We start from the raw sequence: 23,829 nt of genomic DNA on the forward strand, positions 1-23,829 counted from the left end.
CACGCCGCCAGCGTTCATCCTGAGCCAGGATCAAACTCTCATGTTAAAGTTTTGATTCCAGTCAAAATTCGCTTGGCTAATTTTAACCGTTATTACTGTTGTTTTGGTTTTGTTCTGAATGTTCTCTTGAACTTCAAGGCTTAACCAAAAGCCTTTGTTCTTAGAATTTTCAGGGTTTTACATACTGTTCAGTTTTCAAGGTTCTTTGTTGTCTCAGCGACAGCTCATATATTTTATCATAAGCATTCTTGCTTGTCAACAACTTTTTTTAATTTATTTTTTGTTTTTCTTTTTCAAAAGCGCCGTTTCTTCAACAGCTCAGCTAGTTTATCACGAAAACTCATCAGTGTCAAGCACTTTTTTGTTTTTATTTTTTCTAGCTTTTTTAAAAAAAGAAACGGAGAAAGAGGGATTTGAACCCTCGCGCCGGTTGCCCGACCTACACCCTTAGCAGGGGCGCCTCTTCGGCCTCTTGAGTATTTCTCCGCAGTAATAAAAAAAATATTCAATTGCATCTTAACGCATTTCTTTGTCAGACGCGTATCTCATTGTATCAAAGAAAATTTAAAATGTCAAGCAAATTTATCCAAGTTTTTTCTTTTTTTTTATTTCCTTTAAACCACCATTTTTCAATATATTTTATGATATGATACTATAGATGTTTTGGCGGATTGCAGGAGTGCACCGCATCGCACGCAGCAATCCAGATTAGGATTCAGAAAGGAGTTTTTTTATGAATTTAAAATATATGATCCTGGGAGCCGGCGGTACTGGTGGAATTCTTGGCTCTGCTCTTACAAAAGCTGGAAAGGATGTTACATTCATTGCCCGTGGTTCCAACCTTGATGCTATGCGTAATAACGGTCTCATCATTCGTCATCTCTGGGATCAGACGGAAGAACATCTTGAGGTTCGTGCATTATCCATGGAAAAATCCTGTGCTCTTTCCCTGGCTCCGGAGGTTATCTTTATATGCGTAAAAGAATATTCCCTTGATTCCGTCCTTCCTTTTATCCGACAGACCGCTGGTCCCCGCACAATTATTATTCCCATCTTAAATATATATGGAACCGGTGCCAGGGTGCAGAAAGAATTACCGGATTGTACCGTTCTGGATGGATGCATCTATGTTTCTGCATCCTTAGAACATCCCGGTGTTCTGGTTCAGCACGGTCCTATCTTAAGGGTTGTCTTCGGTCCCAGGGATCCTTCCTATATTTCTCCGATTTTATCAGCCATTCAATCGGATCTTTGCGAAAGCGGTATCGATGGAGTTTTATCCACCCATATCCAAAGGGATGCTTTGGAGAAATTTTCCTATGTCTCCCCTATCGGAGCTGCTGGAGTCTACCTTCATGCCGTGGCCGGAGATTTTCAAAAGGAAGGACCTGCCCGTGAATTATTTAAATCCATGATTCGTGAAATCAGCGCTCTGGCTGCTGCCATGGGATATCCCTTTGAAAAAGACTATGTAAAAATAAATCTGGAGATTCTTTCCAACTTATCTGCCGATGCCACCACTTCCATGCAGCGTGACATAATGGAAGGAAAACCATCGGAACTGGACGGACTTGTCATGGAGCCACTCCGACTTGCAAAAAAATATTCTGTCTCTATGCCCTGTTATGAGGAGGTAGCAAAAGTATTATGTCCATTGGAATTTTAGTTGGTAAAATTGCGGCATTATTTATCATCATGTTTTTAGGCTTTGTTTTGGTAAAGACTGGCATTTGCCGCTCAGATGACAGCCGCATTCTTTCACGCCTGTCTGTCTATATCGTAGTCCCCTGTTCGATTTTATCTGCTTTTCAGGTCAGCTGCAGCCCTTCCATCCTAAATGGGCTTCTTTTGGCGGTGGCTGCTGCTGTATTGATCCATCTCATCCTGATTGTCCTTTTTTACTTTATAGGACCTCTTCTTCATCTTAACGGAGTCGAAAAAGCCTCTATCATCTACTCTAATGCAGGAAATCTTGTTATACCGCTTGTTTCCTCTATTCTAGGACCAGACTGGGTTATTTATTCCAGCGCCTACGTCTCTGTACAGCTTTTTCTTCTCTGGAGTCATGGCAAAATGATGATCTGTGAAGAAAAAAAGCCTGATTTTAAAAAAATCATAACAAATACAAATATGATTGCCATTTTATTCGGTATTTTTCTATTCTTGGCACAGATTTCACTTCCCGGTCCAGTGGACAGCGCTGTCCGCTCCCTGGGAAGCATGATTGGTCCTTTGGCCATGCTGATCTCAGGAATGCTGATTGCCGGAACCACGCCCCAGGAAATTCTGTCTTTTCCCCATATTGGACTTGTCACGATTCTGCGGCTCATCGGTGTACCGTTTTTGACAATTTTACTTCTTAAATTCAGCGGCCTTGCTTCTTTTGCTGAGAATGGTTCACAAATTCTGCTTGTCACCCTGTTAGCCACAATCACCCCATCCGCCTCCACAATCACGCAGATGGCCCAGGTATATGGAAAAGATGCCCGCTATGCTGGTGCCATTAACGTAATTACCACTCTGCTTTGTATGATAACCATGCCAATCATGGTTTATCTCTATCAATTATAACTTTATTCTTCACGACAAAAGAGAGGTTATTTGCAAAACAGCCAATAACCTCTCTTCATAAAACTCTAAAATGCATCTGCATTCTTGCTGCGGGATGGGAGTTATCTCACATCTGATATCTTATTATTCTATCTCTGATATTCCTTTACTGCGGTCTCGTAAAGATTGTTCCTTCGGAATCAATTACCACGATCATAGGCATATTTTCTACCGTCAATTTTCGGATCGCCTCTGTTCCCAGATCGTCGTATGCAATCACTTCCGATTCCTTAATGCACTTTGAAAGAATTGCTCCGGCTCCGCCCACTGCCGCAAAATAAACGGCACCATTGCGAACGATGGCATCGATGACTGCCTGGCTTCTCTTTCCTTTTCCGATCATGGCTCCCATGCCGAGATCCAGAAGTCTTGGAGTATATTTATCCATACGGCTGGCTGTGGTCGGACCTGCAGAACCAATCGGACGGCCCTCTCTGGCCGGTGACGGTCCCATATAATAAATTACATTATCTTTCAGATCAAGGGGAAGTTCTCTTCCTTCATCCAGTGTCTCTATCATGCGCTTATGAGCTGCATCACGTGCCGTATAGATGGTTCCGCTTATATATACATAATCACCTGCATGCAGGCTTTTTAATGTCTCCCTGTCAATTGGAGCTGTGATTGTTCTATCCATATTTTCCTCCAAATCTATCTTATGTGCTCTCGGTATCCTTTTGTGCAGGAAAGACTCCGAGAGTACATTCTTTATACTATCAAACGATGTTTGGGTCACAAGAGATTTTTCCCCTTTTGATACCGGATTGCTATGTGCTTCGCACTTTCGCAATCCTAAAAATATTCATCAATCACTCTGTGCGCATGACGGTTTACATGACAGCAGATATTGATGCCTACCGGCAGCCCTGCAATATGGGTCGGGTAGGTTTCAATATTGACAGCCAGGGCGGTTGTCCGTCCGCCTAAACCGCCAGGACCGATCCCAAGGTTATTGATCGTTTCAAGCATTTCTTTTTCCAGATCACGCACATACTCAACCGGTGATTCCTCTTCCAGATTTCTGGTCAGCGCGTGCTTCGCCATCTCTGCACACTTTTCAAAGGTTCCACCGATTCCAACGCCTACTACCATCGGAGGACAGGCATTCGGTCCCGCATCCCGCACCGCTGTCAGAATAGCATCCTTGACTCCTTCGATTCCATCTGCCGGTTTCAGCATGAACACACGGCTCATATTTTCACTTCCAAATCCCTTCGGAGCCACCGTGATCTCTACCTGCTCACCCTCTACGATCTCATAATGAATGATAGCCGGTGTATTATCCTTCGTATTCTCACGGTAAATCGGATCCTTAACCACGGATTTACGGAGATATCCGTCTACATATCCCTGGCGCACGCCCTCATTGATAGCATCAGTCAGAGAACCGCCGATCAGATGTACATCCTGTCCTACCTTGATAAACACAACTGCCATTCCGGTATCCTGGCAGATCGGAATCATCTCCTCACCAGCGATACATAAGTTTTCTTCCAGCTGGCCTAAAATCTGACGTCCCAATGGAGATTCTTCACTCGCTGCCGCCTCATCAAACACCTTTTTCATATCCGGTGACAGAAAATGGTTGGCCTCAATGCACATTTCTTTGATATTCTGTGTAATGGTTTCAACATTGATTCTTCTCATTTGAAAACTACCCTTCTTCCATGAAATTTTTATCTGCCCCTGCTGACAGAACCGCATCTATTAATTATTAATGACTCTTATATCATCATAATAGAAATTAAATAATCTTGCAATCATTTCTGAATAGATGTAATAAAAATACCCCCTGAATAGATTTTGATCTCATGCGCAGTGATTCTGATAGGAATATGCCAGCTTTGCTGACCAGAATCACGCGCCAAGTCTCACGGACGTTCGACTTGAATTTATCTCTATCTGTTCAGGAGGTATTATATTGTTACAGTTCAGCCATGACATCTTCTTGTTTCCATATTCATTCAAACCAGCGCATGGCTGAACTGTAACATCATATTATCTTGAAATTTCTCTTGTCACATGTTTTAACCACTCTTTTCTTCTTCATTCATGTACGGAGAAATGGTTTCGTATACGTCTTTATGGTATGTATTTAAGCGCTCGATATCCGCGTCATCCATGAAACGTGTATCCAGTGCCTCTAAGTCGATGGGAGCCTTGGTCAGGAATTCGAACTTCAGGAACTGTCCGTACTCATTTTTCTCATCCTCGACACATAAGATCAGGTTCTCTGTTCTGGTTCCGAAATCGCCAGCAAAGTACAGACCCGGCTCATCGGAGCAGATCATGCCCGGCTCGATCACAGCGCTGTCCTGACGCTCCGGAACAACCTTCCAGCGCAGTCCGTTCGGTCTCTCATGTACGTTAGAAAGATATCCAACACCATGTCCGGTACCATGTGCAAAATCAAGACCACGTTTCCAGAATGCTTCACGAATGGTGTAGTCTAAGTTGATTCCCCGGCAGCCGTGAAGGAACTTCATGGTTGATACCTTCAGCATAGCGGCTGCTACGATTGTGTAGTACTCTTTTTCCTTCTCGGTCAGAGATCCTAACGCATAGGTTCTTGTGATATCAGTAGTTCCCTCTAAATACTGTCCTCCGGAATCTACCAGCAGAAGACCTTCCGGTTTTAATTTCTTGCATACCTCATCGCTTGGATGATAATGGCACATTGCTGCATTTTCCTTGTAAGCTGCAATGGTTACGAAACTTGGCTCGATATAATTGCCCTGCTCTGCTCGCAGTTCTTCAATTTTATGAGCCGCTGTCATCTCTGTCATATCGCAGGTTCCGATGGTATGCTTCAGCCAGTACATAAACTTGGTAACAGCTATACCATCTTTTAAATGGGCCTTACGCATATTTTCGATCTCGGTTGCATTCTTAACAGCCTTCATGGTCGCACAAGGATTCATCTCATCTATGATACGGCAGGAAGCATCAATGCTCTCGCATACAGCAAAGCTTGCTTTCTTGCGTTCCAGAAGAATCTTCTCATTCTTCAGGGCTGCCACATCCTGTAAGAATTCCGCATACTCTTTTACCTGAACCTTTGCCTCAGCTAAAGCCGCACAAACCTCTTTTCCCATCTTAGTATCTTCTTTGATGGCTTCTTTCTGTACGTATAAATAAGCTTCATCCTGTGTAATAAGTGCGTAGGACAGAAATACCGGGTTATTTACAATATCGTTTCCACGGAGATTGAATAACCATGCGATTTCATCCAGGGCCGTCATCAGATGAATCTGTGCTTTATTTTTCTTCATGGCATCACGAAGATCAGAAAGTTTCTCTACGGTACTCTTTCCGGCATATTTTACATCCAGGCTCCAGATAGGCTCGCAGGACATAGCCGGACGGGAAGTCCAGATCTCACCTACCAGATCCTTGCTGCAGTTGATTGTTACATTTTTTTCCTGCAGTAAGTTCTGAAGACCATACCCCAGCTCAGAGTTTACAACACGGCCGTCAAATCCAAGGCATCCATCAACCGGAAGCTCCTCCTCTAAAAACTCGTCCAGAGTCGGGAATTCAGGTTCACCCATGCGGTATAATTTGATCTCACTGCCTGAAAGCTGCTCTTCTGCCTGTACAAAGTATCTTCCGTCTGTCCAGAGTCCGGCTTTGTCCATAGTGATAACAGCCGTTCCAGCGGTTCCGTTGAAACCGGTCAGGAAGTGACGGCATTTAAAGAATTCGCCTACATACTCAGATTCATGAAAATCCGCAGTCGGAACCAGGTATGCATCGATTCCCAGTTCTTTCATGCGATCTCTTAATTGTCCAATTTTTACATTTGTCTGGTTCATTATTTCCTCCTTCATACGATTTTTTTGAAAAAATATGTACTCCTGGAATGTCTATGCATTCCGCATAAAACATTCCCAGAGTACATCTTAATTCTAGTTATTTAAATTATCGTAACGATTCAACCCCATTAGCCAAGAAACATTCCAACGCCCGGTCCTAACGGAAGGTTAAGTACGATCCATAATACTAACAGGATACTCCATCCAATCAGGAAGCATATACTGTACGGAAGCATGGTGGAAACCAGAGTTCCAATACCAGCCTCTTTATCGTATTTCTTCATGAATACGATAATCATTGCGAAATAGGACATCATCGGAGTGATAACGTTTGTACAGGAGTCACCGATACGGTAAGCAACCTGAGCGAACTCCGGTGTATAACCTAACAGCATGAACATCGGTACGAATACCGGAGCGATCAGAGCCCATTTTGCAGATGCAGAACCCATGAACAGGTTGATGAATGCTGCAAAAAGAACGAATAAGATCATGGTCGGGATAGTTCCAATACCAGAGTTTCTAAAGAACTCAGCTCCCTTTAATGCAAGGATCGTTCCTAATTTGGTATAACCAAAGAAGTTAATAAACTGTGCTGCCACAAAGGTCAGAGCGATGTAGGAGCTCATGGTTCCCATGGCACGTCCCATAGCGTTGCAGACATCCTTCTCTCCGTGGTATACACCAGTCATATGACCATATACAACAGACGGTACGAAGAAAAGTACAGTGATAATCGGGATGATGCCCTCCATAAACGGAGAGTTTCCTAACAGTGTTCCATCCTCAGCTCTCATAACAGAGTTAGCCGGGAGACAGAAAGCTACCAGAACCAGAATCATAACCAGTAAGGTTAAACCAGCTACTTTCAGAGCTTTTCTTTCCTGGTCGTTTAATTTATATTCAGAGCTTGTTTCATTCTCTTCCCCATTGCCGTGATACTCACCAAAACGCGGTGCAACGACTTTCTCAGTGATGATAGTACCTAAAATTGTGATCAGGAAGGTAGACACCATCATGAAGTACCAGTTTCCGGTCGGCTCAACTACATAAGTCGGGTCTACCATCTTTACAGCCTCGTTGGTAATACCGCAAAGAAGCGGATCCAGAGTACCGATTAATAAGTTTGCAGAGAAACCACCGGATACACCTGCAAATGCTGCAGCCATACCAACTACCGGATGACGATTGTATGCCATGAACATCAGTGCTGCGATCGGAATCAGAACGATGTATCCAACTGCATCGGCCAGGTTGGACATAACGCCTAAGAATACGATCATCGGAGTAATTAACTTAGCCGGAGTAACCTCTACAGCAGACTTTAATGCGCCTCCGATTAAACCACTGTCCTCCAGAAGTCCGATACCAAACATAGCTACCAGGACAACTCCCAAAGGAGCGAATCCTGTAAAGTTAGTGATTGCATGTGTCAGCATATACACAAGCCCCTCACCATTCAAAAGGCTGACAGCCTGAACCGTCTGAGTCTCTACGACTCCCTTAGAACGGTTAACCAGTTCACCTGTTGCCGAAACTCCAGCCATCTCACAGACAGCAGAAAGAACGATAACAAAGAGAACTAAAATTGCAAAAATAGAAATCGGATGCGGAAGTTTATTTCCGACTTTCTCAATTCCGTTCAGCCAGCGGTTTAATAACGAAGGCTTATCTTTTGCTTGTTCGTTTGCTTTTCCCATTTTTTCCTCCATTCCTAGCTTATACGTATAAGTTAATTTTATGTTGTTAGAATATCACAAAAGGATCGGCATTTCAATTATTTTTTTAGCAATATTAAATTATTGTGTATTTTAGTGAATTTCTATAGACATTTTTAGAGAAATTTAATAAACTGTAAAAGTGTTATAAGGAGTCTACAAAATTATGAAAAAAAATGTTACTGCAAAAGACATCGCAAAACTCTGCGGAGTCTCTCAGGCGACTGTATCTTATGTGATCAATAATCGCCAGAATCAGAAGATCAGTGAGGAAACCAGACGCAAGGTTTTAGATGCCGTTGAAGCACTTCACTACTATCCCAATGCTTCCGCCAAAAGCATGCGGACCAAAAACTGTACATCCATCGGAATTGTATGTGCAAAGGATTACAGCCGCCAGGCTTTCTTAAATGCTTTTACTGGAATCAGCCAGTACCTGTCCCAGATCGACTATACCATCACGATTTTCAATGAAATGGATGATATAGATTCTTCTCCGGATTATGTCAAAAGCTATTATTCCAACGTGATCGATGGACTCATTTTTATTTCCAACGATGATCACGCTGCTTTTACAAAACCGGCCGATGAAAATCATATTCCTTATGTGGTTATCTGTATGGACGGGGTTTTCTCAAAAAAAACACCGTTCCCCCATGCATTTGAATATGCCCTGCAGGAATGTGCCTCCTTCTGTCTGGAAAAGGGAATCCACGAAGTGCGGTATTTTTCCATCAGCAATGACGGTCTTTTAGTTAATAATAAATATCCGCTTTTTGAATCCCTGCTTCGCCGGACGGCACCGAACTGCCATCTGGAGCACGTGATCTGCCCTATCAAGGATCGTGATCTGATTCATTTGCAGCAATTTTTAGCTAAATACATGGAAAACCGCAGTTTTGATCTTGCCATTTCTCAAAACTACGACATTGGACTGCTGCTGCAGCGTGAAATATTAAAAACAGGCTTTTCCATCCCTCAGAGAATTCGCCATATCTTCCTGAACGAGGTGAATTTCTATGAAATGGACTATCCTTCTATCAGCGGCATTGATATTCCCTACGATCAAATGGGCGAGTATGCTGCCAAACTTCTTCTTGCTATAATCGAAAACCGTGAATCTGAATTTACCTACCAGGAATTCAAGTGCCGCCTTATTCAGAGAGAAACGACGCTGTGACACTGTTAAAATACTGCGCCTCATAAAGATCAAAAAGAGAACACCCGCTAATTCCAGTTTATGAATTGCCGGATGTTCTCTTTTTTATGATTTTCTTTTCAAAGATCAAGGATATCTGATCTTTTTTACTTTTTATTCGTTACAGTTCAGCCATGACATCTTCTTGTTTCCATATTCATGAAAACAAGAAGCATGGTGGGTCCACCATATGCTGATTTGGATGAAAAAGTGCTTATGCAAGCAAGCTTGCAACACTCTTTCTCATTCAAACCAGCGCATGGCTGAACTGTAACTTTTATTCTTCCGTATTCTCAGATTCGGTTTCTTCTCCGTCCTGTTCCTCCAGAAATTCGTCTTCTTCATCCTCATCCTTGTCGCTCTCCCGCACCTTGGCGATGCTTGCAACTGCTATGCCGGATTCAGCATCAATACTCATCAGCTTCACACCGGAGGTATTGCGTCCGATAATCGAGATGTCGCTGACTGCCATCTTGATGATGATGCCTTCATTGGTAATCAGCATGATCTTGCGCTCATTATCTACCAGCTTTGCACCCACCAAATCACCGGTTTTGTCGATGATCTTATAGCAGCGCACGCCCTTGCCGCCTCGGTTCTGGGCTGTAAATTCATCAATCGGAGTGCGTTTTCCATAACCATTTTCCGATACTACCAGCAGGCATTCTCCCTGGCTGGCCATCTGCATACCGATGACTTCATCGCCTTCATCAAACTTCATGCCGATAACCCCCATGGAAACACGGCCTGTCACGCGGACATCGGTCTCATGGAATCGGATACACATACCTTTCTTTGTGATCAGGAAAATATCTTCGGTATTATCGGTAGCCTTAACTTCGATCAATTCATCGTCATCACGAAGTACAATCGCCTGAAGACCGTTCTTGCGGACATTGCTGTATTCCTTCATCGGAGTCTTCTTAACCATACCATTGCGGGTTGCCATGAAGAGATATTTCTCATCATCGATCTCCTTCATAGGAACGATGGATGTGATCTTCTCGCCTGGCATCAGCGGAAGCAGATTCACGATGGCAGTACCTCTGGCAGTGCGTCCTGCCTCCGGAATCTCGTATCCCTTCAGACGGTATACGCGTCCCTTGTTGGTAAAGAACATCACATAATGATGGGTTGTGGTCATCAGCAGATCTTCGATATAATCTTCCTCAATAGTCTGCATGCCCTTGATTCCCTTGCCTCCGCGGTTCTGGCTCTTGAAATTATCGCTGGACATTCTCTTAATATAGCCAAAATTGGTCATGGTCACAACGATATCGTCATCCGGGATCAAATCCTCCGCAGACATATCGTATTCATCATATCCGATGGCGGTACGGCGGTCATCTCCGTATTTATCAGCGATGAGGGAGATCTCCTCCTTGATAACACACAAAAGTTTCTTCTCATCTGCCAGAATCGCTTTCAACTCTGCAATCTTTGCCTCCAGCTCTTTATATTCATTTTCCAGTTTCTCGCGTTCCAGACCGGTCAGAGCACGCAGACGCATATCTACGATGGCCTGTGCCTGTGCATCCGAAAGATCAAAACGCTCCATTAACTGAGCTTTCGCCGCCTGAACATTGGCAGAACCGCGGATGATCTTAATAACCTCATCGATATGATCCAGTGCCTTTAAAAGACCTTCCAAAATATGGGCTCTCTCTTCTGCCTTGTTCAGATCATATTTGGTTCTTCTGGTTACCACATCCTCCTGGTGCTTTAAGTAATATTCCAGGATCTGCTGCAGATTTAAGATACGCGGCTCATTATTAACCAGCGCCAGCATAATCACACCAAAGGTGTCCTGCAGCTGTGTATGCTTCAGCAGACGGTTCATGATGACATTGGCATTCACATCACGGCGCAGTTCAATGCAGATCCGAAGTCCCTCACGGTTGGATTCATCACGCAGATCCGTGATTCCATCAAGCTTTTTATCCTTTACAAGCTCTGCGATCTTTTCGATCAAACGAGCCTTATTCACTGCATAAGGAAGCTCTGTCACGATGATACGGCTCTTGCCATTTGCCATGGCCTCGATATTGTATACAGCCCGTACACGGATCTTGCCGCGTCCGGTTCTGTACGCTTCTTCGATGCCTGCTTTTCCAAGGATGGTTGCTCCTGTCGGGAAATCAGGTCCCTTTACGATCTCCATCAGTTCTTCGATGGTAGTCGGGCGGTCTTCCTCCACCCGGTTGTCTATGATCTTGACAACGGCAGCAATCACCTCACGCAGGTTGTGAGGCGGAATATTCGTTGCCATACCAACGGCGATACCGGTGCCGCCATTTACCAGAATATTGGGAAAACGAGCCGGAAGAACCGTCGGTTCTTTCTCAGTCTCATCAAAGTTCGGCATGAAATCAACGGTATTCTTGCCAATATCCGCCAGCATCTCCATGGAAATACGGCTCAGTCTTGCCTCGGTGTATCGCATCGCTGCGGCGCCGTCGCCGTCCATGGAACCGAAGTTTCCATGTCCATCTACAAGCGGGTAACGGGTAGCCCATTTCTGAGCCATATTTACCAACGCACCATAGATTGAACTGTCACCATGTGGGTGGTATTTACCCATTGTATCACCGACGATACGGGCTGACTTACGGTGGGGCTTATCCGGTCCATTATTCAGCTCAACCATCGAATAAAGCACTCGTCTCTGCACCGGTTTCAAGCCATCCCGCACATCCGGAAGTGCACGGGCAGCAATAACGCTCATCGCATAATCGATGTAAGACGTTTCCATTGTCTTTTTCAGATCAATGTCATGAATTTTGTCAAATATATTTGGTTCCATCTATACTCCTTTCGTCCTCAAAAGGATTTAAGTGACTTAAATTTAATTAAATATCCAGGTTCTTTACGTACTTCGCATTTGCCTCGATAAACTCACGGCGCGGCTCAACCTGATCCCCCATCAGGGTAGCAAATGTCAGATCAACCTCCGAAGCAGTCTCACTGTCGATCTGGACACGGAGAAGAATTCGGCGCTCCGGATCCATGGTAGTCTCCCAAAGCTGTTCCGCGTCCATCTCACCCAGACCTTTATAACGCTGGATCTTATTGTTGTTGTCACGGCCAATCTCAGTCAGAATCGAATTCAGCTCATCATCGCTGTATGCATACCAGACACGCTTATTCTTCTCGATCTTATAAAGCGGCGGCTGTGCCAGATATACATGTCCTTCCCGGATCAAATCCGGCATAAAACGATACAGGAACGTCAGAAGCAGGGTACTGATATGTGCACCATCCACATCGGCATCGGTCATGATAATGATCTTGTTGTAACGAAGTTTTGAAATATCAAAATCTTCATGAATACCGGTACCAAATGCCGTGATCATCGCACGGATCTCCGCATTGCCGTAAATTCGATCCAGTCTTGCTTTTTCTACGTTTAAGATCTTGCCTCGAAGAGGCAGAATAGCCTGATTGGATTTATTTCTAGCCTCTTTCGCAGAACCACCCGCGGAATCTCCCTCTACGATGTAGATCTCGCAGTTTTCCGGATTCTTGTCGGAACAATCGGCTAATTTTCCTGGAAGCGCCATGCCGTCAAGCGCTGATTTACGTCTCGTCATCTCGCGGGCCTTGCGGGCTGCGTCGCGGGCTCTCTTGGCAAGAATTGATTTCTCACAGATGATCTTGGCAACCGTTGGATTCTGCTCCAGGAAATATGTCAGCTGCTCGCTCACGATCGCATCGACCGCCGCGCGGGCCTCGCTGTTGCCGAGTTTCTGCTTCGTCTGTCCCTCAAACTGCGGCTCCTCGATCTTAACGCTGATGATCGCTGTAAGGCCCTCGCGGATATCCTCACCGCTGAGTGCCGGCTCATTTTCCTTCAGAAGCTTATTTTTCTTCGCATAGTCATTAAAAGTCTTCGTCAGAGCACTCTTAAAGCCGGCCAGATGGGTACCGCCCTCCGGTGTATTGATATTATTGACGAAGGTGTAGATATTTTCCGTGTAGGAATCGTTATGCTGCATCGCCACCTCGACAAATACCTTGTCCTTGATGCCCTCGCAGTAGATAACCGGTTCATAGAGCTTCTCATTGCTCCGGTTCAAGTAGGTGACAAATTCCTTGATACCGCCCTCATAGTGAAAGGTCTTCTCATGCTTCACTTCTCTGTCATCCCGCAGGGTGATCTTTAAGTTTTTCGTCAGGAATGCCGTCTCACGCAGGCGTACTTTTAACGTATCATAGTCGTAGACCGTTTCCTCGAAAATCTCCTTATCCGGCAGGAATACGACCCGTGTGCCGTGCTTATCCGGAGCACACTCACCGACTACTTTCAGCGGATACATCGTTTTGCCGCGCTCATAGCGCTGTTTATATACCTTTCCATCGCGGCAGATCTCAACCTCCAGCCACTCGGAAAGAGCATTTACAACCGATGCGCCTACGCCGTGCAGACCGCCGGATACCTTGTATCCGCCGCCGCCGAACTTGCCGCCCGCATGCAGGATCGTAAATACGACCTCAACCGCCGGAAGTCCGGCTTTTTTCTGAGTATCAACCGGGATACCACGACCGTCATCCTGTACCGTGATGGAATTGTCCGCATTGATCTGCACCTCGATGTGACTGCAGAATCCGGCTAACGCCTCATCCACGGAGTTGTCTACTATCTCATACACCAGGTGATGGAGGCCTCTTACAGATGTGCTGCCTATATACATACCAGGACGCTTTCTGACCGCCTCCAATCCCTCCAATATCTGTATTTGATCTGCACTGTATTCTGAACCCATAGTTCCTCCTTCACTTGCTGTTTTATGTCTGACTAGTTGTCTTGTTTGGACGTTCACAGGTGACCGTCCCGCTCACGACCCGAAAGGTCTTATCTATCTGGAAGCTGTGGCTGATAAAATCATCCAAGCCCGTACAGGTAATGATCGTCTGTATGTGGCGGATGCTGGCGAGCAGATGATCCTGCCGTTTTCCATCTAACTCCGACAAAACATCGTCGAGAAGCAGGATCGGATACTCCTTTTTGATCTTTTTAACCAGCTCAATCTCCGCCAGTTTGAGCGATAATGCCGCCGTTCTCTGCTGTCCCTGTGAACCGAAGCGCCGGATGTCAATTCCGTTGACATAGAAACTTAAGTCATCCCGGTGTGGTCCGACCAGCGTCGTCTTCTGCTTCCGGTCCGCCTCGCGGCTCTTTTTGACTGCCGCTTCCAACTGATCCGCCTCCGTGTTCGGCTCATACTGGATGACGAGTTCTTCCTTTCCACCCGACAATTTCTGATGGATCGGACGGATCAATTCGTTTAATTCACCGATAAATTCCCGCCGGTACTGGCTCACCTCCCGCCCATAGGAAGCAAGCTGCATATCCCATATATCCAGCATCTCCTCGTACTCGGGATGGAAAAACAGCTCCTTTAAGAGCTTATTTCTCTGTATCACCACCCGGTTGTACTGCACCAGCGAATGGACGTAGAGCCGGTTTAACTGGCATAATTCCAGATCAATAAAACGGCGCCGATCCGCCGGTCCGTTCTTAATGAGATTCAGATCTTCCGGCGAAAAAAACACCACGTTAACAATGCCGAAAAGCTCGCTCGCCCGCCGGATCGGAATCCCGTTGACCGCCACGCCCTTCGTCTTATTTTTCTTTAGATGCATGTCAATCCGGTACGGCACATCGTCCTTGCGAAGCTGCATCTTGATGTGGGACTCGTCCTCTCCGAATTCGATGATCTCCCTGTCCTTGCTGCCGCGGTGGGACTTGGTCGTCGCACACACGTAGACCGCTTCAAGGATATTGGTTTTACCCTGCGCGTTGTCCCCGTAGAGAACATTCGTCCCCGGATCAAAATCCATATGTAATTCCCCGTAATTGCGGTAATTTTTGAGTTCGATCGATTCGATAAACATGAAACCATCCTTTATTTGGTGATTGTTACGGTCTCTCCGTCATACTCGACTTTGTCCCCGTCGTAAAGCTTCTTGCCGCGCTGCATTTCCACCGCGCCATTGACCTTCACAAGCCCGTCCTGAATCGCAAATTTAGCATCCACGCCGGACTCTACCAGACCAGCTGCCTTAAGCGCCTGACCCAGTTTTATAAATTCATCTCTCAGTTTTATCTCCATCTTATTTCAGATCCTTTCTGTCACTGTCTGCCTGCACCTGCCATGTCTAAAAATGGCAGGTTAGATCGCTGCCGCATTGAAATTGACCGGCAGGATCAGATAGATGTAAGTCTCCTCCTCGTCCCGGATAAAGCACGGGGATTTCGGATTCATCATGTACAGAGTCACTTCCTCATCATCGATGATTCGCAGCGCATCACCCAAAAACTTCGGGTTGAAGCCGATCATCAGGTCTTTTCCAAACTTGGTAATCGCCAGACGGGCATCCATCGTACCGAAGGCGGAATGCATCTTTAACTCCATTTCTTCATCGGTAAAGTTTAAGATCAAAGGTTTCTTATCATTTTCACGGACGAGAATGCTCGCACGGTCGATCGCATCCATGAAATCGCGGCGGTTCAAGGTAACTTTCGTCTCATAATCGGAGGAAAGCATCTGATTGATCCGGAAATACTCGCCCTCAATCAGGCGGGATAACACGATCGTGTCGTCAAATTCAAACATGATGTGGTTGGTGCTGAAGAAAATCTGTACCTCAGAGTCGTTGTCACCGTTTAAGATCTTGCTGATCTCACCTAAAGTCTTGCCAGGAACGATGACTTTTATATCACTGTACTGTTCTTTTAATGCAACTTTGCGGATCGACATGCGGTGTCCGTCGAGGGAAACGAGCTTAAGTTCATTGCCGGTGACCTCCATCAGCTCACCGGTCATCATCTTGTTGCTGTCGTTCGGCGAGATCGAGAAGATCGTCTGGCGAATGATCTCTTTTAAGGTAAACTGGGAAAGTGTGATGAATTTATCCCGCTCAATGTGGGGAATATAGGAAAATTCATCGCCGTCCTTGCCCTGAATCTGGAAAATAGCCTTGTCACAGGTGATCGTCGTGTTGTATTTTTCATCCGATTCGATCGTGATCGTAGAATTTTCGCCGGAGAGCTTGCGGATAATATCGGAAAAAAGCTTGGCATCAAGAGCGATTTTTCCACGTTCCAGGATCGTTCCTTCGACCTTCGTCTCAATTCCCAGCTCCATATCGTTGCCGGTCAGTTTGATCTCATCCGAAACAGCATCGATCAGGATGCATTCGAGAATCGGCATGGTGGTTTTGGAAGGAACGGCCTTTAGAACAATGTTGATGCCGTTCATTAAATGATCTTTTTCAAATGAAAGCTTCATGTTTGTTGATAACTCCTTTGCTAAAAATAACGTGGAACGGAAAGAAAAGATATATATAAATTTCGTCGCAATCGTAGTAGGGGCTGTGAATATGTGGAATTCTCCGGACAGTCTTGAAAATACAGGGGTTCAGACTCCTTTTGAATGGTTAAAAAGGCTGTGTAAAACTGTCCGGAACCGGCTGGATAACTTTTGAATTATCCACAGCCCTGAAATGGAGCAAAATGTGGGAAAAGTTATCCACAGGTTTTCAACCACTTTTCCACGCGAAATTGTGGAAGAAACCTACTGTGGGCTGATCTTTTTCATTAAGATTTCCACGGTATTGCGAAGCGATTCGTTTTTCTCCATATCGGCAGCGATCTTGTCGTGACCGTGGATGATCGTCGTGTGATCCCGACCGCCTAAATATTTGCCGATATTCTGCAGGGAAGTTCCGAGCATCGAACGGCAGATATACATCACGATCTGGCGCGGGAATACGATCTCCTTGTTGCGCTTCTGGGAGGAAATGTCAAGCGGAGTGATACCGAAATGATCGGCAACGACCTGGATGATCAGCTCCGGGGTCACTTCCTTCTCCGCGTTCGGGGAAATGAGATCCTTGAGCGCTTCCTCCGCCAGCTCCGTCGTGATCTCCTTGTTATTTAACTTGGAAAGGGCGACGATCTTGGTGAGGGCGCCCTCGAGCTCACGGATGTTGGACTTGACGTTGGTGGCGATGTACTTGATCACTTCATTATCTATATTGTAGCCCTCGAGTTCCTCTTTTTTGCGGAGGATCGCCATACGGGTTTCATAATCCGGCGACTGGATATCGACGGTCAAGCCCCATTCGAAACGGGAACGAAGCCGTTCTTCCAGCGTCTCGATCTCTTTCGGCGGCTTATCTGAGGAGATAATGATCTGTTTTTTCGCTTCATAGAGTGCGTTGAAGGTATGGAAAAATTCTTCCTGTGTCGATTCCTTACCGATAATAAACTGGATATCATCGATGAGGAGGACGTCGTTGTTTCTGTATTTTTCACGGAACTCCGTGGTGGAAATATTGTTTTTGTTCCGGATCGCATCGATCAGTTCGTTCGTAAACTTCTCACTTGTAACGTAGAGAACCTTCGCTTTTGGATTGTTTTTTAAGATAAAATGTCCGATCGAGTGCATAAGATGCGTTTTTCCCAGACCTACACCCCCGTAAATGAAGAGAGGGTTGTAGATCTCACCCGGAGATTCTGCCACGGCGAGGGAAGCGGCGTGCGCTAAGTTATTGTTTGCGCCGACGACGAAGGTGTCGAATGTGTAGCGCGGATTTAAGTTCGCATCCTGGATGAGCTGGCGGCTGACTTCGGACGGGCGGTTGATCAGATGGCTTTTGTCCGTCTCTTTTTGCGGCTCATCGACCTGTTCGATGGTGACAAAATCGACCTCACACTCGATTCCGGTTAGTTCTTCGATGGTAATCTGGATCAAAAGTCCGTATTTTTTTTTGATATAGCCGAGAAACTGCACATCCGGAACCAGGATCTGAAGGGTGCCGTCTTTCATGGAATAAGGCTGCGTCGGAAGCAGCCATGTTTTGAAAGAAACGTCCGTCAGTTCGTGTTCTTCTTTAATATGGAGGAGAATTTCATCCCATTTTTCCTTAATTTTCTCTATCATACTGTGTCTCCTAAACGTAAAAAGCAGCCAAAACTGCAAAATAACCCAATCTAAGTTCTATTCTACATGATTTGTCCACATTTTTCAATAAAAACCCGCAATGTGAATAAGTGAAATTCAGTTATCCACGTGGAAAAAACGCCGAAAAATAAGGCTTTTTGGTGAATGGGTGTGAACAATCAGAAGCTTATCCAGATCGTATTCCACGGCTTTTCCACAAGTTATCCCCAAAATGTGGATAAGTGGAGGATAAGCTGTGAATAGGTGGCTGGAATGCTGATAAAATAAGGATTTTTTTATCCACAAAATGGAAATGTCCCGGTGTGTATACTGTATATAATAAGGTGCCTCGACAGCAATCGACGATCGATCTGTGGGGACGCAGGATCGAAATGGTGGAAAAACCACAGAAATTCCTTGTTCTATGGGGATTAAAAAGATCAAAATAGTGGTTGACGAATGCGGAATTCTTCTATATAATGGAGAAGATGTTTAATTACAATAGTCTAACTATGTTGAGAAGAATACGGATTTCGGCGTGAGCCGGAGGAAGCGTGGATTTCTCTTACTATATTATGGATGAGGAGGTGTATGCAGACATGAAGATGACATTTCAGCCGAAGAAAAGACAGAGAGCAAAAGTTCATGGATTCCGTGCGAGAATGAGCAGCGCAGGTGGAAGAAAAGTTCTGGCTGCCAGAAGAGCAAAAGGTAGAGCAAAATTATCTGCTTAATGAACGAGGCCGCAATCGAGTTATAGATTGTGGTCTTTCTTAATATTCATAGAAAAAGTTCTATGAAATTAAGAAAAGCTCTGCGATGCACACTCGGTGCAGGGGAAAATGATGCTAATGCAATCGCACCTCGGTGCGTGAATCCGGCGAGCCGGATTCTATTTTATATTATTTATCATTGGTGATTTTAATGAAGCGTTTTAATTCAATTAAGAAGAACAGCGAATTTCAAAAGGTTTACAAGACAGGGAAATCCTATGCCAATAAGCTTCTGGTTATGTACGTGAAGCGGGTGGATGACGGGAAGGAGCCTCGGATCGGTATCTCCGTCAGCAAAAAGGTTGGAAACAGCGTGGTCCGCCATCATGTGACAAGGTTGGTACGGGAGAGCTATCGGTTAAATAAGGACAGAGTCAGACTCGGATTAGACATCGTAGTCGTTGCCAGACCGGCAGCGAAAGAAGCAGACTTCAAAAAAATTGAGAGTGCATACCTGCACTTATGCGGACTGCATAACATTCTGGAGAATCGAAGTGAGAATATTGATTAAGAAGATCTTGATAAAGATGATTCGGGAATATCAGCTCTATATTTCCCCTATGACAGGACCTCACTGCAAGTACACGCCGACGTGCTCGGAGTACGCCATCCAGGCACTTAAAAAGTACGGCGCTGTAAAAGGTATGATTTTGGCATGTAAGCGGATTCTTCGCTGTAATCCATTTGCAGAAGGCGGTTATGATCCAGTTCCGTAAAGGATGAGGAGGTAGTTCATTGGACGTTAGCGTTTTAGTTGCGACAAAGGCAGGTTCGATCATGGGACCGATCGCCAGCGTGTTTGGTTATATCATGGACTTTTTATTCCGGATTACCAGCAGCATGGGGATCATGAATATCGGTCTGTGTATCATCCTGTTTACCATTATCACAAAGTTACTGTTATTTCCTCTGACGATCAAACAGCAGGAATCGTCAAAACTTATGTCGCTTATGAACCCTGAAATCAAGGCGGTTCAGAATAGGTATAAGGGAAAAACCGATCAGGCATCGATGGCTAAACAACAGGTCGAGATGCAGGCAGTCTATGAGAAATATGGCTCGAATCCGATGGCAGGATGTCTGCCGATGGCGATTCAGCTTCCGATTATCTTCGCTTTGTACCGGGTTATCTACAACATTCCGGCATACGTACCGTCAGTACGTGTCTTTTTTGACAACGTAGCGAACCCGCTGATGGGGCAGCCGGATTACATCAACAAGATTTCCGAGCTGGCAAGCGGTGTCGGCATGGCGGTGGACAAGGTAGACTACACCGTGGCAAACAAAGTCGTAGATATGTTATATAAGTTGACACCGGCTGGATGGGATACGCTGGAAAGTTTATTCCCGCAGATCTCTTCGACGATCGCAGAAAATGCGGGCAAGATTGAGCAGATGAACTATTTCTTCGGCATCAATCTGGCAACTCCGCCGTTTACCGGTTTTAACCACATCACGATCGCATGGATCATCCCGATCCTTGCGGGTCTGACCCAGTGGCTCTCCACCAAGCTGATTTCCAATTTACAGCAGGTGGATCAGGACGCGCCGGGCGCGAGCATGATGAACAGCATGATGATCACGATGCCGCTGATGTCCGTATTCTTCTGTTTCTCCCTGCCGTCCGCGATCGGTATCTACTGGGTCGTTCAGGGTGCATTCCAGCTCGTTCAGCAGCTGATCGTAAATGCACATATGAACAAGATCGATGTCGATGATCTGATCCGCCGCAACGTGGAGAAGATGAACAAGAAGAGAGCGAGAAAAGGTCTGCCGCCGGCTAATGTCAGCGAGAAGGCAAGCGTGAATTTAAAGGCGCTGCAGGCACGTGAGGATGCGGAAAGCAAGGCGAAAGAGGACAAGATCTCCCGCAATAAAAAGCAGATGGAGGCGTCTGAAGCATTTTACAATTCCGATCCGAAGCCGGGCAGTCTGGCTTCCAAGGCAAAGATGGTGCAGAAGTACAACGATAAGCACGCGAAAAAATAGAAGGAGGGCGCAGGATGGATATGATTACGGTTACCGCTAAGACAGTCGATGAGGCAGTAACAAAGGCACTGATTGAACTGGAAACCACCAGTGATAAATTAGAGTACGAAGTGGTCGAAAAAGGAAGCGCCGGATTTCTGGGGATCGGCGCGAAACCGGCGATCATCCGTGCTAAGAAGAAAGAGACGCTCGAGGATCGTGCGATCGACTTTTTAAGCCAGGTATTTGATGCGATGAACTTAGATGTGAAGATCGCAGCGGCTTTCAATGAGGAAGAGTGCGAGATGAACATCGACCTCTCCGGCGAGGATATGGGTATTTTGATCGGTAAGAGAGGTCAGACCCTGGATTCTCTCCAGTATCTGGTCAGCCTGGTTGTCAACAAGAAGAGCGAGAATTACGTCCGCGTGAAGCTCGATACCGAGAATTACCGCGAGAGACGGAAAGAGACGCTTGAGACACTGGCAAAGAACATTGCTTACAAGGTAAAGAGAACGAAACGCTCCGTATCTTTGGAGCCGATGAACCCGTATGAGAGACGGATCATTCATGCAGCGCTGCAGAATGACAAGTATGTTACCACCCGCAGCGAGGGTGAGGATCCGTTCCGGCATGTGATTATTTCGCTGAAGCGTGAGGGCAGACGCGAGAGAAGTGACGGGTATGGGAGATATGAGAAGTAAATAAGTGTGACGAAGAAGGTCTGGAGGTATCTAGACCTTCTTTTTTGTGGGGGATCGAGCGCGAGAGGTACAGGATGACAGCCCTGGCTTCTCAGTTTTTCGTTGTTCGCTTGCGATTTGTTCACTCCGTTCACAAAACGGCAAAAATTCATGCAAATTTGTCTTCGACAAAGAATTTTTGCCAATGCAGGCGTGAGTATGTATTACGGACCGCACAGGAAAGTGCAGTCCTATTGTAAAGTGGACTACATCCGTCCCATTCGGACAGATGGCTCAAAATGCGTACAACAGGAATAACTGAAAGCCGGAACTGCCATCCTGCACCTCTCTCGCGCCAAGGTTTATCGTGAAAACATGAAAAAAGAAATAAATATTAGACTAGATTTGTAAATAAAGATGGGAAAATGCTTCCATATGGTATAAAATAAGAAGATAAAAAGTAAGGAAGGATTTATATATATATATGGTATATACAGATACAATCGCCGCGATCGCGACGGCGCTTTCGAGTTCGGGGATTGGGATTATCCGGATTAGCGGTTCGGACGCTGTGGCGGTGGCGGAGCGGATGTTTGAACCGGCGGTGGCGGGGAAGAGGCTTTCAGAGCAGAAAACGTATACGATTCATTATGGATATATTCGGGATGGAGAGGAACGGATCGATGAAGTGCTGCTTCTTTTGATGCGCGGTCCGCACAGTTATACGGCGGAGGACACGGTAGAGATTGACTGTCACGGAGGCGTTCTGGTGATGAAGCGGATTCTGGAGCTGGCGGTAAAATGTGGGGCGCGGCTGGCGGAACCAGGCGAATTTACGAAGCGGGCGTTTTTAAATGGCAGAATTGATCTTTCGCAGGCGGAAGCCGTGATCGATGTGATCCAGTCGAAAAATGAGTATGCGCTGCAGTCTTCGGTCAGCCAGTTGAGCGGTTCAATGTCGCGGAAAGTGCGGGAACTCCGCGAAAAACTAATCTATGAGATCGCCTTTATTGAGTCCGCACTTGATGATCCGGAGCATATTTCCCTGGACGGATACCCGGAGCGCCTTCGGGAGACGCTGCAGCCGATTGAGATGGAACTGGAGGCGTCGATCGGGACGTTTGACAACGGGCGTATCATGACGGAGGGGATCAAAACCGTGATCTTAGGTAAGCCGAATGCAGGAAAATCGTCCCTGATGAATGTACTGCTGGGAGAGGAGCGCGCGATTGTGACAGAGATCGCCGGTACGACACGCGATACGCTGGAGGAAAATATCCGTCTGCGCGGGCTTAGCTTAAATTTGATCGATACGGCGGGCATCCGGGAAACGGAGGATATCGTTGAAAAGATTGGCGTGGAACGGGCGAGAAAGATTGCGGATGAGGCAGATTTGATCTTGTATGTGGTCGATGGATCAAGGGAGCTGGATGAAAATGACCGTCAGATCCTCGATTTGATCCGGGGACGGAAGGTGATCGTCCTCTTAAATAAGACAGATCTGGAACCGGTTCTCACAGAAGAAGCGCTTCGCGAAGCGTGCGGGCAGGAAGTGATTCCGGTATCGGCGAAGGAACAGCAGGGAATTGATCGATTGGAGGAAAAAATTCAGACGATGTTCTTGCAGGGAAACCTGAATTTCAACGATCAGGTCATGCTGACAAACGTCCGTCACAAGACGGCGATGGAGCAGGCGCTGAAAAGCCTGCGTCTGGTCGAGACAAGCATCGACAATGCGATGCCGGAGGATTTTTTCTCGATTGATCTGATGGATGCCTATGAACATCTTGGAACGATCCTTGGGGAATCACTGGAAGAGGATCTGGTGAATGAAATTTTCAGCCATTTTTGTATGGGGAAATAGATCAATTTTTTTGCAAGGTTTCTTTCCTTGTGGTATGATAGGGTGGATCTGAAAACAAGAAAGAATATAAGGCGTTTGATCGAATTGAAATGTGCAGCTGCAGTAAAATCGGCTGCGAAACATACGGCGCATGAGCCGCAGCGTTTATCTCAGTCGAGAAGACTCCCACCTCTTCAGGTGGTGAGTAATAGCAAATTTGTCTCAGTGGAAGCCTTGTCTCCGACTGAGATAAACGCTCCGCGAGGATGCGCA

19 protein-coding genes, 1 tRNA gene and 1 pseudogene are annotated in these 23,829 nt (G+C 45.9%); 9 read left to right on the plus strand and 12 right to left on the minus strand.

What is annotated here, in order from left to right:
• Positions 1 to 398 precede the first annotated feature (398 nt).
• Positions 399 to 486: transfer RNA gene (locus DWX91_RS14675), tRNA-Ser, on the minus strand.
• A gap of 247 nt (positions 487 to 733) precedes the next feature.
• On the opposite strand from DWX91_RS14675, the gene DWX91_RS14680 reads away from it, so the two are divergent.
• A complete protein-coding gene (locus DWX91_RS14680; protein WP_118471755.1) occupies positions 734 to 1,666 on the plus strand; it encodes a ketopantoate reductase family protein in 933 nt (310 codons plus the stop codon).
• Complete coding sequence (locus DWX91_RS14685; protein ID WP_118471753.1) at positions 1,648 to 2,571, plus strand: AEC family transporter; 924 nt, start codon at positions 1,648 to 1,650, stop codon at positions 2,569 to 2,571. The genes DWX91_RS14680 and DWX91_RS14685 overlap by 19 nt, the downstream gene beginning before the upstream one ends.
• 128 nt (positions 2,572 to 2,699) lie before the next feature.
• Here DWX91_RS14685 and DWX91_RS14690 read toward each other — a convergent pair.
• The 4 genes and pseudogenes from DWX91_RS14690 to DWX91_RS14705 all read right to left on the minus strand — a co-directional run bounded on the left by DWX91_RS14690 (position 2,700) and on the right by DWX91_RS14705 (position 8,125).
• Positions 2,700 to 3,247 (minus strand): annotated as a pseudogene (locus tag DWX91_RS14690) (Fe-S-containing hydro-lyase).
• Between the two features lie 155 nt (positions 3,248 to 3,402).
• Entirely contained in the window at positions 3,403 to 4,257 is an 855-nt protein-coding gene (locus tag DWX91_RS14695) for a fumarate hydratase (protein ID WP_118539468.1), read from the minus strand.
• A 380-nt stretch (positions 4,258 to 4,637) separates the two neighbouring features.
• Complete coding sequence (locus DWX91_RS14700) at positions 4,638 to 6,425, minus strand: aminopeptidase P family N-terminal domain-containing protein (RefSeq protein ID WP_412693925.1); 1,788 nt, start codon at positions 6,423 to 6,425, stop codon at positions 4,638 to 4,640.
• A 128-nt stretch (positions 6,426 to 6,553) separates the two neighbouring features.
• Entirely contained in the window at positions 6,554 to 8,125 is a 1,572-nt protein-coding gene (locus DWX91_RS14705; RefSeq protein ID WP_107000965.1) for an AbgT family transporter, read from the minus strand.
• A 184-nt stretch (positions 8,126 to 8,309) separates the two neighbouring features.
• Between DWX91_RS14705 and DWX91_RS14710 the strand changes: the two genes are divergently transcribed.
• Positions 8,310 to 9,323, plus strand: a complete 1,014-nt coding sequence (locus DWX91_RS14710) for a LacI family DNA-binding transcriptional regulator (RefSeq protein WP_118471749.1) — start codon at positions 8,310 to 8,312, stop codon at positions 9,321 to 9,323.
• A gap of 295 nt (positions 9,324 to 9,618) precedes the next feature.
• Here the strand turns inward: DWX91_RS14710 and gyrA are convergent, their stop codons facing one another.
• From gyrA to dnaA, 6 genes are all read right to left on the minus strand, one after another.
• The gene (gyrA, locus tag DWX91_RS14715) at positions 9,619 to 12,144 is read right to left on the minus strand and encodes a DNA gyrase subunit A (RefSeq protein WP_117796769.1); all 2,526 of its coding nucleotides are present in this window, start codon (positions 12,142 to 12,144) and stop codon (positions 9,619 to 9,621) included.
• A gap of 46 nt (positions 12,145 to 12,190) precedes the next feature.
• Positions 12,191 to 14,104 carry a DNA topoisomerase (ATP-hydrolyzing) subunit B gene (gene gyrB / locus DWX91_RS14720; protein ID WP_107000962.1) on the minus strand — a complete coding sequence of 638 codons (1,914 nt, stop codon included), beginning with the start codon at positions 14,102 to 14,104 and terminating at the stop codon, positions 12,191 to 12,193.
• A 22-nt stretch (positions 14,105 to 14,126) separates the two neighbouring features.
• Positions 14,127 to 15,236, minus strand: coding sequence for a DNA replication/repair protein RecF (gene recF / locus DWX91_RS14725; RefSeq protein ID WP_117796771.1), 1,110 nt, complete (start codon positions 15,234 to 15,236; stop codon positions 14,127 to 14,129).
• Between the two features lie 11 nt (positions 15,237 to 15,247).
• Positions 15,248 to 15,454, minus strand: a complete 207-nt coding sequence (locus DWX91_RS14730) for an RNA-binding S4 domain-containing protein (protein ID WP_107000960.1) — start codon at positions 15,452 to 15,454, stop codon at positions 15,248 to 15,250.
• Between the two features lie 60 nt (positions 15,455 to 15,514).
• Positions 15,515 to 16,633 (minus strand): DNA polymerase III subunit beta, encoded by a 1,119-nt coding sequence (dnaN, locus tag DWX91_RS14735; protein WP_022358494.1) that lies wholly within the window; start codon positions 16,631 to 16,633, stop codon positions 15,515 to 15,517.
• Between the two features lie 285 nt (positions 16,634 to 16,918).
• Complete coding sequence (gene dnaA / locus DWX91_RS14745) at positions 16,919 to 18,289, minus strand: chromosomal replication initiator protein DnaA (RefSeq protein WP_022358493.1); 1,371 nt, start codon at positions 18,287 to 18,289, stop codon at positions 16,919 to 16,921.
• A gap of 599 nt (positions 18,290 to 18,888) precedes the next feature.
• Between dnaA and rpmH the strand changes: the two genes are divergently transcribed.
• The 6 genes from rpmH (at position 18,889) to mnmE (ending at position 23,577) form a co-directional block, all read left to right on the plus strand.
• On the plus strand, positions 18,889 to 19,023 hold the full coding sequence (gene rpmH, locus DWX91_RS14750) for a 50S ribosomal protein L34 (RefSeq protein ID WP_087225913.1): 135 nt from the start codon (positions 18,889 to 18,891) through the stop codon (positions 19,021 to 19,023).
• A 190-nt stretch (positions 19,024 to 19,213) separates the two neighbouring features.
• Complete coding sequence (gene rnpA / locus DWX91_RS14755; protein WP_107000958.1) at positions 19,214 to 19,573, plus strand: ribonuclease P protein component; 360 nt, start codon at positions 19,214 to 19,216, stop codon at positions 19,571 to 19,573.
• Positions 19,569 to 19,778, plus strand: coding sequence for a membrane protein insertion efficiency factor YidD (yidD, locus tag DWX91_RS14760; RefSeq protein WP_347560916.1), 210 nt, complete (start codon positions 19,569 to 19,571; stop codon positions 19,776 to 19,778). The genes rnpA and yidD overlap by 5 nt, the downstream gene beginning before the upstream one ends.
• A 19-nt stretch (positions 19,779 to 19,797) precedes the next feature.
• Complete coding sequence (locus DWX91_RS14765) at positions 19,798 to 21,051, plus strand: YidC/Oxa1 family membrane protein insertase (RefSeq protein WP_347561364.1); 1,254 nt, start codon at positions 19,798 to 19,800, stop codon at positions 21,049 to 21,051.
• A gap of 14 nt (positions 21,052 to 21,065) precedes the next feature.
• Positions 21,066 to 21,734, plus strand: a complete 669-nt coding sequence (gene jag / locus DWX91_RS14770; RefSeq protein WP_107000956.1) for an RNA-binding cell elongation regulator Jag/EloR — start codon at positions 21,066 to 21,068, stop codon at positions 21,732 to 21,734.
• Positions 21,735 to 22,197: 463 nt separating this feature from the next.
• Complete coding sequence (gene mnmE / locus DWX91_RS14775; protein ID WP_107000955.1) at positions 22,198 to 23,577, plus strand: tRNA uridine-5-carboxymethylaminomethyl(34) synthesis GTPase MnmE; 1,380 nt, start codon at positions 22,198 to 22,200, stop codon at positions 23,575 to 23,577.
• A 1-nt stretch (position 23,578) separates the two neighbouring features.
• Here the strand turns inward: mnmE and DWX91_RS16965 are convergent.
• A partial coding sequence (locus DWX91_RS16965; protein WP_207664036.1) for a hypothetical protein occupies positions 23,579 to 23,829 on the minus strand: 251 nt, incomplete at its 5' end.

This window comes from Clostridium sp. AF22-10, from assembly GCF_003478725.1.
Taxonomy (GTDB): Bacteria; Bacillota; Clostridia; order Lachnospirales; family Lachnospiraceae; genus Otoolea; species Otoolea fessa.

What these genes read in the sequence shown, in the direction of transcription:
- DWX91_RS14710 (WP_118471749.1), top strand. Translation starts at nt 8,310, where the DNA reads ATGAAAAAAAATGTTACTGCAAAAGACATCGCAAAACTCTGCGGAGTC.
- dnaA (WP_022358493.1), bottom strand. Translation starts at nt 18,289, where the DNA reads ATGATAGAGAAAATTAAGGAAAAATGGGATGAAATTCTCCTCCATATT.
- gyrB (WP_107000962.1), bottom strand. Translation starts at nt 14,104, where the DNA reads ATGGGTTCAGAATACAGTGCAGATCAAATACAGATATTGGAGGGATTG.
- DWX91_RS14700 (WP_412693925.1), bottom strand. Translation starts at nt 6,425, where the DNA reads ATGAACCAGACAAATGTAAAAATTGGACAATTAAGAGATCGCATGAAA.
- gyrA (WP_117796769.1), bottom strand. Translation starts at nt 12,144, where the DNA reads ATGGAACCAAATATATTTGACAAAATTCATGACATTGATCTGAAAAAG.
- jag (WP_107000956.1), top strand. Translation starts at nt 21,066, where the DNA reads ATGGATATGATTACGGTTACCGCTAAGACAGTCGATGAGGCAGTAACA.
- DWX91_RS14730 (WP_107000960.1), bottom strand. Translation starts at nt 15,454, where the DNA reads ATGGAGATAAAACTGAGAGATGAATTTATAAAACTGGGTCAGGCGCTT.
- recF (WP_117796771.1), bottom strand. Translation starts at nt 15,236, where the DNA reads ATGTTTATCGAATCGATCGAACTCAAAAATTACCGCAATTACGGGGAA.
- rnpA (WP_107000958.1), top strand. Translation starts at nt 19,214, where the DNA reads ATGAAGCGTTTTAATTCAATTAAGAAGAACAGCGAATTTCAAAAGGTT.
- rpmH (WP_087225913.1), top strand. Translation starts at nt 18,889, where the DNA reads ATGAAGATGACATTTCAGCCGAAGAAAAGACAGAGAGCAAAAGTTCAT.
- DWX91_RS14685 (WP_118471753.1), top strand. Translation starts at nt 1,648, where the DNA reads ATGTCCATTGGAATTTTAGTTGGTAAAATTGCGGCATTATTTATCATC.
- DWX91_RS14705 (WP_107000965.1), bottom strand. Translation starts at nt 8,125, where the DNA reads ATGGGAAAAGCAAACGAACAAGCAAAAGATAAGCCTTCGTTATTAAAC.
- DWX91_RS14680 (WP_118471755.1), top strand. Translation starts at nt 734, where the DNA reads ATGAATTTAAAATATATGATCCTGGGAGCCGGCGGTACTGGTGGAATT.
- dnaN (WP_022358494.1), bottom strand. Translation starts at nt 16,633, where the DNA reads ATGAAGCTTTCATTTGAAAAAGATCATTTAATGAACGGCATCAACATT.
- DWX91_RS14695 (WP_118539468.1), bottom strand. Translation starts at nt 4,257, where the DNA reads ATGAGAAGAATCAATGTTGAAACCATTACACAGAATATCAAAGAAATG.
- mnmE (WP_107000955.1), top strand. Translation starts at nt 22,198, where the DNA reads ATGGTATATACAGATACAATCGCCGCGATCGCGACGGCGCTTTCGAGT.